The sequence below is a fragment of the Musicola keenii genome, assembly GCF_014855505.1.
In the GTDB taxonomy this organism is placed as follows: domain Bacteria; phylum Pseudomonadota; class Gammaproteobacteria; order Enterobacterales; family Enterobacteriaceae; genus Musicola; species Musicola paradisiaca.
Genome location: NZ_JAAWVW010000029.1, coordinates 1 through 12,577 on the forward strand (window position 1 = coordinate 1; position 12,577 = coordinate 12,577).

Sequence of the window (12,577 nt, forward strand, 5' to 3'; positions counted from 1 at the left end):
GCGGTAAGGTTGATAATGCCGAGGGCCTGTGAAAGTTCCATTAAAAAGGGTCCATGTGAAGACATGAACCCTTTTTACATCAGCCACCGGATCGGTCAACCGATCCTTAAACGATCGGCATTACCCGACTGGGCGCTTTTTTAATAAGCGTTCTCATTACCTGATTACAGGCGATGTACTGAGGCCGTGTTGGTGGTACCGCTGGCGACCAGTGCGCCGGAAACCATCACTACGACATCGCCCGGTTGAGCGAAACCGCTGTTCAGCGCGGCTTCTTTACCGATGCGATAGAAATCGTCGGTAGACGCGATCTCGTCCACTAACTGAGTTTCAACACCTTTAGTCAGCAGCAACTGACGAGCGGTGATGGTGTTGGTGGTGAGAGCCAAAATACGCGCATTCGGGAAGTATTTACGGATTGATTTAGCTGATTTGCCGCCATGGGTGGCGACGACGATCAACGGTGCATCCAGATGCTCGGCAGTTTCTACTGCGCCGCGGCACACTGCTTCGGTAATACGCAGTTTGCTCTGATTCAGTTTCTCCAGACGAGGCTTCATGACTTTATCGGTGCGTTCGCAAATGGTCGCCATGATGCTGACGGCTTCCAGCGGGTATTTCCCCTTGGCGCTTTCGCCGGACAGCATGACTGCGTCAGTGCCGTCAATGATGGCATTGGCAACGTCGCCGGCTTCCGCACGGGTTGGCCGTGGGTTTTTGATCATGGAGTCAAGCATTTGGGTTGCCGTGATGACGACTTTCCGCGCCCGGTTGCATTTTTCGATCATCATCTTCTGAGCGAAAATGACTTCTTCGACTGGAATTTCAACGCCCAGATCGCCGCGAGCGACCATGATGCCGTCGGATGCTTCCAGGATGTCGTCAAAATTGTTCAGACCTTCCTGATTTTCGATTTTGGAAATGATCTGGATGTGTTCGCCACCGTGCTGTTTCAGGTGGGCGCGAATCTCTTCAACGTCTGAACGCTTACGGATAAAGGAGGCGGCCACGAAATCTACGCCTTGTTCGCAGCCGAAGATCAGATCGCGTTTATCTTTTTCGGCGAGGGCCGGCAACTGGATGGAAACGCCCGGCAAATTGACGCCTTTGTTTTCGCCCAGATCGCCGTTGTTGAGCACCTTACAGACGACTTCACCACCTTTGATGGCAGTCACTTCCATGCCAATCAAACCATCGTCGACCAGTACGGTATTACCAACCTGCAGATCGCTGGCGAAACCGGCGTAAGTAACTGCAACACGCTCGGTATTGCCTATGACGCTCTGATCGGTGGTAAATGTGAACGTTTGCCCGGCAACCAGCGCCGCATCTGCACCGTTTTCCAGTTTCATGGTACGGATTTCCGGGCCTTTGGTATCGAGAAGAATGGCTGCTTTCTTCCCGGTTTTTTCGACAATAGCACGCAGGTTTTTGATACGCTGTCCGTGCTCTTCATAGTCGCCATGGGAAAAATTGAGGCGCATGACATTCATGCCCGCGTTCAGCATCTTGCCCAGCATTTCCTCTGATTCGGTTTTCGGGCCGATAGTACAAACGATTTTAGTCTTTTTCATAACGGTCAGTTTCTACAAGTTGTGATGGATAGGAAAGCAGGAGCCCGATGGCTGACAGCATCTGCCAGCGGGCGTGATTTGTACGTAATCGCAGGTAAATAGAGAGTATAGATAGCGTGTATGACAGTCGTTGTGTAACAGAGAAGCACATGTGTAGGATCGCCCTGAATATTAAAGGAAAAAGGCAGTGGCAATACCCATGTATGAAATGTTATTGATCGTGGCACGTGATTCGCTGAAACCATTCAATGAAACGACGTTCCGTATTATAGTTATCATGCGAAGAGAAACAAGCGCTTAAACGGAGGAAAACGTCTATTTTCGTGCTTTTGCGCAAAAAAATGAACGATTTATTACTTTTACACAAACTTGTTGCGCAAATGCCCTAAAACGTATCCTGCGATAGAGAAAGTTCCCTCGGTGTCACTGTCCGTATCGTCGGCGTACCGATGTTGATAATGAACAGAAAAAACGGCTGGTGAAAAATTTGTTTTTGTATCGATCTGCATCACGTTTCTGGCTGTTTAATATTGAGCTGGCGCGGGCTGATGGTAGTTTATAGCCAAAGAGGGTTGTTACTGCCATTGGCAGGCAAAACCAGACGATCGCCAACTGATGCGGTTGTCTGGTTTTTTTGTTTCCAGGGCTCAGAAAATGAAAATAGCCAAAATACTTAATAATAACGTCGTGACCGTCATCGACGAACATCAGAATGAACAAGTAGTGATGGGACGTGGATTGGGGTTTAAGAAACGGATTGGCGATAACATTGATAGCGGGTTGATTGAAAAAGTATTTTCACTGCGCAGTAGCGAGTTAACTGCCCGGCTGGGGGAAATACTGGACGGCATTCCGCTTGATGTCGTGACAACGGCAGACAGAATCATCACGCTGGCGCAGGAGCGGTTATCCGTAAAATTGCAAAATAGTATTTATATTTCCCTGACCGATCATTGTCATTTTGCGATTGAACGACATCGACAGGGCATTGATATCCGCAATGGCTTGTTGTGGGAAATCAAACGATTGTATCAAAAGGAGTTTTTGGTGGGTCTGGAAGCGCTTGACATCATAGCGCAGCGCCTGGGCGTAAGGTTGCCTGAGGACGAAGCGGGGTTTATCGCTCTGCATCTGGTGAATGCGCAATTGGATAGCCATATGCCTGAAGTCATCCAGATAACCCGGGTAACGCAGGAAATTTTGAATATCGTTAAATACCAACTGAATATTGACTACAACGAACAGTCATTCAGTTATCACCGTTTTATTACGCATCTGAAATTTTTTGCTCAACGTTTGATGGGGAATAGTACGGTATTCAGCGATGATGAATCCCTGCATGACGTAGTGAGGGAGAAATACATCCTGGCCTATCGGTGTGCTGAGAAAATACAAGGTCACATTTTTCAGCACTATCATTATTCTTTGACCAAAGAAGAATTAATGTTTCTGACTATTCATATCGAACGGGTCAGAGCGGAATTGCAGGGTGTGGAGCCGGAAGAATAAATATTGCGTAAGTTCACAAAACTGCGGATGGGAAATAAAAAAGCTTGTCAGCAGGAAATTAACCGGTAATCTGCCGGTAGCACAATCTGGATTGTTACTGTCGTTCTCAATAAGAATACAGGCAAAACCTAAATCAGCTTCCTTGGGTGCATTATTCCAAGGAAAAGGGTTTGGGTTTTTTTTCGTCTAAAAACAGCGTCGGGCACCTGATGTGATCCGGTTTTACCTGAGCAGTGAATGAGTCCTAAGGATGTATCCATGAAATACGAAACGTTAGCCAGTGAAATAATGGAAGGCGTTGGCGGAAAAAATAATATCAGCAGCGTAATGCACTGTGCGACCAGGCTGAGATTTAAACTTAAGGATGACGCCAGAGCCAATGCAACAGTATTAAAAAATAATCCGGGTGTGATTATGGTGGTAGAAAGCGGCGGACAGTTCCAGGTCGTCGTCGGCAACCATGTCAGTGACGTTTATCAGGCGCTGTTGGCAGTTTCCGGTATCGAACAGGACGGTGATAATGCCATGACCGGCGAAGGTAAAAAGGGAAATCTGTTCGAACGATTTATCGATATTATTTCAGGTATATTTACGCCTTTTATCGGCGTTATGGCCGCATCGGGTATTTTGAAAGGCTTTCTGGCATTAAGTCTGGCGCTCGGGTTTATGCAGGAAAGCGGCGGTACGTATAAATTATTATTTGCCGCCAGCGATGCGCTGTTTTATTTCTTTCCGGTTATTTTGGGTTATACCGCTGGGAAAAAATTTGGTGGCAACCCTTTCACCTCTATGGTAATTGGCGCCACGTTGGTTCACCCGTCGATGATCGCGGCATTTAATGCCATGCAATCGGCGGATCACCCGATGCTGTATTTTCTGGGTATTCCGGTCACGTTCCTGAATTATAGCTCATCGGTCATTCCGATTATTTTCGCCAGTTGGGTCGCCAGTAAGTTGGAAAAGCCGCTGAACGCTGTGTTGCATGCCAATATCCGTAATTTCTTTACGCCATTGCTGTGCGTGGTGGTCACGGTACCGTTGACGTTCTTGCTGATTGGGCCCAGCGCCACCTGGCTCAGCCAAACGCTAGCTGCCGGATATCAATGGTTGTATAGCCTCAACTCGCTGCTGGCCGGCGCGGTCATGGGGGCGATGTGGCAGGTGTGCGTGATTTTCGGGCTGCACTGGGGATTTGTTCCGTTGATGCTCAATAACCTGAGCGTGATGGGCCATGACACGCTGTTGCCGCTGTTAACGCCAGCGGTATTAGGGCAGGCAGGGGCAACGCTTGGGATCCTGCTGCGCACCCGTGATATGAAACAGAAAGGGATTGCCGGTTCTGCGTTTTCCGCAGCGATATTCGGCATCACCGAACCGGCGGTATACGGTGTGACGCTGCCGTTACGTCGGCCGTTTATCTTCGGCTGTATCGGCGGCGCTATCGGCGCGGCGATCATGGGATATTTCCATACCACCATCTATTCCTTTGGTTTGCCGAGCATTTTCACCTTCACGCAGATCATTCCCGCCGCGGGTATTGACAGCAGTTTCTGGGCGGGTGTGATAGGTACGTTGGTGGCGTTTTTCTTCGCCGGCATCGCCAGTTGGGCGGTGGGTATTCCGTCAGCAAGCGTTCAGAGCGTACCGCCAGCGCCTTTGTCGGCATCGGGCGATTCCGGTTCGACGGTTGACATATCCGACGCGGCTGGCGTGCAGGATGAAACACTGCAAAGCCCGCTGACCGGTACGGCAATCCCACTGGAAAGCATTGATGATCGCACTTTCGCCAGTGGATTGATGGGCAGCGGTATCGCTATTCAACCGACCGAAGGCCGGCTCTATTCGCCGGTTGCGGGAACCGTCGCCTCACTCTTTAAAACGCATCATGCTATTGGGCTGGCCTCAGCCGGTGGCGCGGAAGTGTTGATTCATGTAGGGATCGACACCGTTAAGCTGGATGGTCGCCACTTTACACCGCACGTCAATGTCGGCGACTCCGTCAGTCCGGGTGATCTGTTGTTGGAATTCGATCAACAGGCGATTGCCGCCGAGGGATACGACACCACCACCCCCATCGTTATTACCAATAGCGACGACTATGCCTCGGTAGTGCCGATGGCGACAGGGCCGGTACAGGCGAAGACGCCGTTGATGGCATTGCTGAACTGAATTGTTGTATGTAAGGAAAGGAGTAGATCGATGAGCAGTATTTTCCCTGAACATTTCCTGTGGGGCGGCGCTATCGCCGCCAATCAGGTCGAAGGCGCCTATCTGGATGATGGCAAAGGGCTTTCCACATCTGATTTGCAGCCCCAGGGCATTTTTGGCGATATCAAAGTGCGTCATTCCGAGGAGTTTTCCCTTAAGGATGTCGCAATCGATTTTTATCACCGCTATCCGCAGGATATTGCGTTGTTTGCAGAAATGGGTTTTTCCTGCCTGCGCGTGTCCATCGCCTGGACACGTATTTTCCCACAGGGGGATGAAACGCAACCCAACGAGGCGGGACTGGCCTTTTATGATCGTCTGTTCGACGAGCTAGCCAGATACGGTATTCAGCCGCTGGTGACGCTGTCGCATTATGAAATGCCCTACGGTCTGGTGAAGAACCACGGCGGCTGGGGCAACCGCCAGACCATTGACTGTTTTGAACGCTATGCACGTACTGTTTTTCAACGTTATCAGCACAAGGTGAAACTGTGGCTGACGTTCAATGAAATCAATATGTCCCTGCATGAGCCCTTTACCGGTGTCGGACTGGCGCGGGGCAGTGAGCTGCCGGCCATTTATCAGGCGATTCACCATCAGCTGGTCGCCAGCGCCCGGGCGGTTAAGGCGTGTCACGATATCATCCCCGATGCCCGTATCGGCAACATGATGCTGGGCGCATTACTCTATCCGTTGACCTGTAAGCCGCAGGATGTCATGGAAAGCCTGCATCAGAACCGGGAATGGCTGTTTTTCGGCGATGTTCAGGTGCGGGGCGCTTATCCTGCATATATGCGTCGTTTTTTCAAAGAAAAAAACATCACGCTGGATATTACCGAGCAGGATCGTCTTGATCTGCAGTCGACCGTTGATTTCATCTCTTTCAGCTATTACATGACGGGGTGCGTTAGCGCTGATGAAGCCGAAGTGGAAAAAGCGCGCGCCAATATATTAAATATGGTACCGAATCCTTATTTGGAAAGTTCGGAGTGGGGCTGGCAAATCGATCCGGAAGGATTACGGTATTTATTAAATTTCTTGTATGACCGCTACCAAAAGCCATTATTTATCGTCGAGAATGGTCTTGGTGCCAGAGATAATATTGAAGCTGATGGTTCAATTAATGATGACTACCGCATTAAATACCTGAATGATCATCTGGTGCAGGTTGGCGAAGCGATTGAGGATGGTGTCGATGTATTAGGATATACCTGTTGGGGGCCGATAGATCTGGTCAGCGCATCCAAAGCGGAAATATCGAAGCGCTATGGGTTTATCTATGTTGATCGGGACGATCAGGGTAATGGTAGTTTGGAACGTAAGCGGAAAAAAAGCTTTTACTGGTATCAATCCGTTATTTCCAGTAAAGGCAGCATGCTAAAAAAATAATAGTTAAAAGTAACTTTGCCCTGCGGATTATTATTATCCGCAGGGTGGCGTTTGCCCGAAAAATACCAATGAGTGTGATGTCCATTTTTATTGCGGGTCAATTTCCACATAATAGGGAAGGTCATTATGAAAATAAAAAAGAGTTATCTGTTGATATTAAGCCTGTTGTATCCGGTCTCCTATTCGGCGTTGTCTGCCTCCATGTCGGTAGAGGAGCGCTTGGCTGCACTGGAAAAAGATCTTCGGGATACGAAGCTTGAATTACAGCAATATAAAGAGCAGGAGAAAAAAAATAATAGAAATATCGTACTGGTGAAAGATAAATCGGCCGAAAGCGGTACGGCGGCGAAAACAGCCTCAACTGCTGCGGTTAAAACCGACAATGGCGCATCGGTGCCCGGAACTGCTGCGGCAGGCTTATCACCCACGCAATCCATGACGCTGCATGAACTGAGTCAGTATGTTAAAGAGGATATCGGTTTTACCTATTCCGGCTATTTCCGCTCAGGATGGGCGACGGGGACGAAAGGCGCACCGAAATCCTGGGCTATCGGCTCGCTGGGCCGGTTCGGCAATGAACACTCCAGTTGGTATGATCTGATACTGAAACAACGGGTGTACAACAAAGACGGTAAAACGGCGTATGGCGTCATCAAACTGGACGGCAACGTGGGGCAGTCGTACTCCAGCGCCTGGTTCGGCGAAGACAGCAGCAATGAAAATAAACTGCAATTCTCGGATATTTACCTGACAACCAAAGGGTTCCTGCCATTTGCGCCTGAAGCGGATTTCTGGGTGGGCAAACATGCTCTGCCAGTGTACGAAATCCAGATGCTGGACTGGAAGAGTAATAGAACAGACGCCGCGGCGGGCGTTGGGATCGAGAACTTGAAGGCGGGCATCGGCTCGGTGGATATCGCTCTGACGCGCGAAGATCTGGATGTTTACAACCGTGATCTGACCAAATACCAGACGCTGAACACCAATGCGGTGGAGGCCCGCTATAAAGGGATCCCGTTATGGAATGGCGCCAGTCTGATGGTGCTTGGTAAGTACGCCATGGCCAACAAGAACGACACCCAGAAAAATAACGAGAGCAGCAATAACTATTTCCCGCTGAAAGATTCGTGGCTGGGCGGCGTGGTTCTGCGTCAGGCATTACCGAACAACGGGTTCAATGAGTTTACCGCGCAGATGGCGAATAACTCTATCGCCAGCAGTTTGGCGCGTTATGCGGGATCGAGCCCGTTTGTGGCGGTCAATGGTAAGTATTATGGCGATCATTCGGGGGGAACGGCGTTGCGCCTGATTTCACAAGGGGAAATGTACCTGCGCCCTGATGTGATTATGGCCAGTGCGCTGGTGTATATCCGTGGTCAGGATGTGTATAGCTATGATACCGGTGCGCACACCGATTTTGACAGCATGCGTGCGGTGATCCGTCCGGCGTATATTTGGGATAACTATAACCAGACCGGGGTTGAGACCGGCTATTTCACCCAAAGCAATAAGAACCAGTCCGGTAAATATTTCACCGAGTCTGGTTATAAGACCACGTTGTTCCACACCCTCAAGGTGGATACCAGCATGTTTAACTCTCGCCCGGAAATCCGTTTCTACGGGACTTATCTCCGGGTGCTGGATAACGATTTGGATCAATTCACTTTTGCGGACAGTAAGAAAAACCAGTTCACGGTGGGCGTACAGGCGGAAGTCTGGTGGTAATGCCGAGTGGCTGTGTTGAACGATAAGCACATAGTTACCCTATTTAACGTATTAAGAGGTTATAACGATGAGAACGAAAAAAACCTGTCTGTACCTGTTGATCTCAAGCTTGAGCCTGCTGACGCCGGTGATGGCGAATGCCGCACAGAGCGGGATCCCGGCATTTCCACGGATGGATGTAGCGACCCGTGATTATGTTTCGCAGGTCAACCCAGACCACAGCATTACCTTCCGTTTGTTTGCGCCGGAGGCCAAATCGGTCAGCGTCATCACTGGCGCCACGCCGGAAAGCTGGGTGGTTCATCCTATGAGCAAAAACGAGCTGGGCGTGTGGTCTTTTAGTAGTGCGCCGATGAAGCCCAACCTGTATGAATATTTCTTCAATGTAGATGGCTTTCGCAGCGGTGATACCGGCAGCGCGCTGCCCAAGCCACAGCGTCAGGTCAACACCAGCATGATTCTGGTACCGGGCAGTCTGCTGGACATTCGCCGGGTGCCGCACGGCGATCTGCGTACCGTTACTTATCATTCCAGTACGCTGAAAACGGAACGTCAGCTCTATGTCTGGACGCCGCCGGGATACAGCGATAAAGACAGCAAACCGTTACCAGTGCTCTATTTCTATCATGGGTTTGGCGATACCGGGAGTTCTGCGGTGGCGCAGGGGCGGATCCCGCAGATCATGGATAACTTGCTGGCGGAGAAAAAAATCGCCCCCATGCTGGTGGTGATCCCCGATACGGAAACCGAAGTCGCGGATGCCGTCGCGGAGGATTTCCCACCCCAAGAACGGCGTAAAACCTTCTACCCGCGCAATGCGGCGGCGGCCGATCGGGAGTTGATTCACGACATCATCCCGCTGATCAGTCAGCGCTACAACGTAAGGCATGATGCCGACGGTCGTGCATTGGCCGGGTTGTCTCAGGGTGGGTATCAGGCGCTGGTCTCCGGTATGAGCCATCTGGATCATTTCGGTTGGTTGGCGACGTTTAGCGGCGTCACTACCGAGACAGTTCCCAACGCACTGGTTTCGGCTCAGTTGGCGAAAGCACAGCAGGTTAATCAGCAACTGCGCAACTTCACTGTGGCTGTTGGCGAAAAAGATTCCGTTACCGGAAAAGACATTGCCGGCCTGAAGAAACTGCTGGAACAGCAGGGCGTAAGGTTTGATTACATGCAGTACCCCGGTTTGGGACATGAGATGGATGTCTGGCGTCCGGCATACGTCGAATTTGTGCAGAAGATTTTCAAATAACAGAAACATCCCGGGTGATGGCCAGCCATGCTGCCAACAGCAATGTGGACGATGGCTTTGCCGTGGTTCATACCCGGTGATGCGATGATCGTAAGAGGGCTGATCGCTGCGCACGATGCGCTGACAGCCCTCATGATGTAGCGCGGTGTTTGTCTTCGACAATGGCATACTCCGCGCCCGTCGGCACATTGACAAGCGAGCGATACCCTGCGCGATAGCAGACGCGACGGCGGCATCAGGCGAATGTCCGCATGGCGAATAACGGATTGGCGATGACGTAGTTGCCGGCAATGCTGCTGGTTCAACGTTCGCCAAAAGATTTTGGCTGGCGGCGCTCCTGCTGGAGCACGGCGTTACTAGCCCGCGTCGTCAACCGGCTTTTGACGTGACGCTTCATCGCCCCACCTTGCACCGATATCTCAAACAGGTCGGTATGGTCTGGCTCAGGCGTCGGCCTCTCATTGTGGTAGTTACTGAAACAGGTAACACGGTTTATGAATGCCCCTTTACCTTCCCCCGATAACCAACCTGGCCTGACTAAAGTGGAACGGCAATACGAGAAGTTATTTAGTAGAGAACGGGGAGAAACAGCGAAATCTGGAATGGTGCGACCGAGTGGACTCGAACCACCGACCCCCACCATGTCAAGGTGGTGCTCTAACCAACTGAGCTACGGTCGCATTTTGGCGTCATCAACAGAACGTTGAATTTAATTAACCCATTGATATGTATTAATTATTCATTCCACATAATGGAATGGGCGCGATTATGGACGGGTTGGGGCAGAATGGCAAGCGCTTTGTCCTGGTGCGGCGACCAAGTGATGAATGTTTCGCCGAAACCCGATGCGGCGCCTTCAACACCTGATCCTTAAAAACACGTTTGACCTGTTCAATGAGATGCAATACCACAGCCGATTAAGGCTGGAACCATATTGATGGATGCGCATGCTCACAGACTGTGGTTTCCCGTCAGGCATAAAAAAACACCCGGATAACCAAGTGATTATCCGGGTGTCAGAATTTGGTGCGTTCAATTGGACTCGAACCAACGACCCCCACCATGTCAAGGTGGTGCTCTAACCAACTGAGCTATGAACGCATTTATAATGCCGCTGCCAGCGTGACAGCGGGGACGAATATTAACGGGCCAAATGTCCGCTGGCAAGAGGAAAAACACAAAATTGCCGCCCTTATCAGTCCGATTGACGAGCTTGTAGTCAAGGCGTTGTTTTTTTCACCACTTGCCATTTAGCGTGCCGCGCGAGTCAGTGTCAGTTCTGCCGGCTGGCGCTGTACCCAACGAATGCGCGATACCATCATGATGGCGGAGGACGTCAGCCCGATGATGAATCCGCACCAGAATCCGGCGGGGCCCATGTGTGGTACTACCCAATCCGTTAGCGCCAGGATGTAACCGCTTGGCAACCCCAATACCCAGTAGGCGATAAAGGTAATGAAGAAGATGGCACGGGTATCTTTGTAACCGCGCAGTACGCCACTGCCGATGACCTGAACGGCATCGGATATCTGATACACCGCCGCCAACAACATCAAGTGCGACGCCATAGCGACCACGTCTGGATTCTGGTTATAAAGCAGTGCGATGGGTTTGCGCAGCGTGATAGTGAAAATAGCGGTGCAGATAGCCAGCGCCACCCCAGACAAAATACTGGTGTGAGCGGCGATGCGTGCCGCGTCGACCGAACCTTGCCCCAAGCGATGGCCGATACGAATGGTTGCGGCGACGCCAAGAGACAAGGGAAGCACGAACATCAACGAACTGAAATTAAGCGCAATTTGGTGCCCGGCGACTTCCACCACGCCGAGCGGCAGTACCAATAAGGCGACAATCGCAAACAGCGTGACTTCGAACAGCATTGCCAGGGCTATCGGCAACCCCAGATTGAACAATCGTTTGAGTGTTGACCAGTCTGGTCGCCAGGTGGTTTTGCGCTGACGAATATCGCGTTGCCAGTAAGCCCGCTGCAGATATCCCGCCAGTAGCAGCAGCATTGCCCAATAGACCGTGGCGGTCGCCACACCACAACCGATGCCGCCCAATTCCGGCATACCGAGCTTGCCGTAGATGAAGACGTAGTTGATAGGAATGTTGATCAGCAAGCCGATAAAACCGATCACCATACCCGGCTTGGTTTTGGACAACCCTTCGCATTGGCTGCGTAAGACTTGATAGAATAGGTAGCCTGGTACACCCCACAGCAATGCATGCAGATAGCCAATGGCTTTTTCCGCCAGTTCTGGCGAACCGTTGTTCATTAAATGGATCGCATGTTTCCCTTGCGCCAGCGCAAACATCGTAACCACTGAGATTGCCGCAGCCAGTAGAAACGCTTGTCGAGTTTGATGAGCGATACGATCACGTCGGCCGGAGCCATTGAGATGCGCCACAACGGGCGTCAGCGCCATCAGTAATCCATGGCCGAACAGGATGGCCGGCAACCAGATCGACGTGCCTACCGCGACGGCGGCCATATCGGTGGCGCTATAGGAGCCTGCCATAATGGTATCGACCACCCCCATGGCGGTTTGGGATACCTGAGCGATGATGACGGGGATCGCCAGTGATAATAACTGACGCGCTTCTGACAAATACTTCTGCACGCGGACACCTTCCTGAAAAGGATGGAGAGATATTTCCTTCGAGAGAAAGACAATCATCCTTATATGTATAAAAAAATGAATAATATTGTAACGATTTATGGCGCTTAAACCAATGATTATCAGGATTTTTAGACAGCATTGCCGATAAAATTGGGCAAGGCTCTTCCTTGAAAGCGCTTTTTTCGTTCGGGTGACAATCCTGTTTGGTTTTCCCGCCAATATCATGCAAACTGCCTGATAGTTTAGTAATTAACGGCTAAAGAACCTCGTCCATGACCTGTCGCTGCATCGAA

General features: G+C 50.8%; 7 protein-coding genes, 2 tRNA genes and 1 pseudogene. 6 read left to right on the plus strand and 4 right to left on the minus strand.

The annotated features are described in order from the left end of the window. Positions 1–164: 164 nt before the first annotated feature. Complete coding sequence (gene pykF / locus HEP82_RS18625; protein WP_192459439.1) at positions 165–1,574, minus strand: pyruvate kinase PykF; 1,410 nt, start codon at positions 1,572–1,574, stop codon at positions 165–167. Positions 1,575–2,228: 654 nt separating this feature from the next. On the opposite strand from pykF, the gene licT reads away from it, so the two are divergent. The 6 genes and pseudogenes from licT to HEP82_RS18655 all read left to right on the plus strand — a co-directional run. Then, the gene (licT, locus tag HEP82_RS18630) at positions 2,229–3,083 is read left to right on the plus strand and encodes a BglG family transcription antiterminator LicT (protein ID WP_192459440.1); all 855 of its coding nucleotides are present in this window, start codon (positions 2,229–2,231) and stop codon (positions 3,081–3,083) included. Between the two features lie 258 nt (positions 3,084–3,341). After that, positions 3,342–5,252, plus strand: a complete 1,911-nt coding sequence (gene bglF / locus HEP82_RS18635) for a PTS beta-glucoside transporter subunit IIABC (RefSeq protein WP_192459441.1) — start codon at positions 3,342–3,344, stop codon at positions 5,250–5,252. 30 nt (positions 5,253–5,282) lie between these two features. Beyond that, on the plus strand, positions 5,283–6,680 hold the full coding sequence (locus tag HEP82_RS18640; protein ID WP_192459442.1) for a glycoside hydrolase family 1 protein: 1,398 nt from the start codon (positions 5,283–5,285) through the stop codon (positions 6,678–6,680). Positions 6,681–6,806: 126 nt separating this feature from the next. Continuing rightward, positions 6,807–8,405 (plus strand): carbohydrate porin, encoded by a 1,599-nt coding sequence (locus HEP82_RS18645; RefSeq protein WP_192459443.1) that lies wholly within the window; start codon positions 6,807–6,809, stop codon positions 8,403–8,405. A 67-nt stretch (positions 8,406–8,472) separates the two neighbouring features. Continuing rightward, positions 8,473–9,660, plus strand: a complete 1,188-nt coding sequence (locus HEP82_RS18650; RefSeq protein WP_192459444.1) for an alpha/beta hydrolase-fold protein — start codon at positions 8,473–8,475, stop codon at positions 9,658–9,660. Between the two features lie 293 nt (positions 9,661–9,953). Beyond that, positions 9,954–10,129, plus strand: a pseudogene (locus tag HEP82_RS18655) (winged helix-turn-helix domain-containing protein); the annotation flags it as partial. A 134-nt stretch (positions 10,130–10,263) separates the two neighbouring features. Here the strand turns inward: HEP82_RS18655 and HEP82_RS18660 are convergent. The 3 genes from HEP82_RS18660 to HEP82_RS18670 form a co-directional block, all read right to left on the minus strand. Next, positions 10,264–10,340, minus strand: a tRNA-Val gene (locus HEP82_RS18660). Between the two features lie 344 nt (positions 10,341–10,684). After that, positions 10,685–10,761: transfer RNA gene (locus HEP82_RS18665), tRNA-Val, on the minus strand. Positions 10,762–10,910: 149 nt separating this feature from the next. Further along, positions 10,911–12,284 (minus strand): MATE family efflux transporter, encoded by a 1,374-nt coding sequence (locus HEP82_RS18670; protein WP_192459445.1) that lies wholly within the window; start codon positions 12,282–12,284, stop codon positions 10,911–10,913. Between the last annotated feature and the right edge of the window lie 293 nt (positions 12,285–12,577).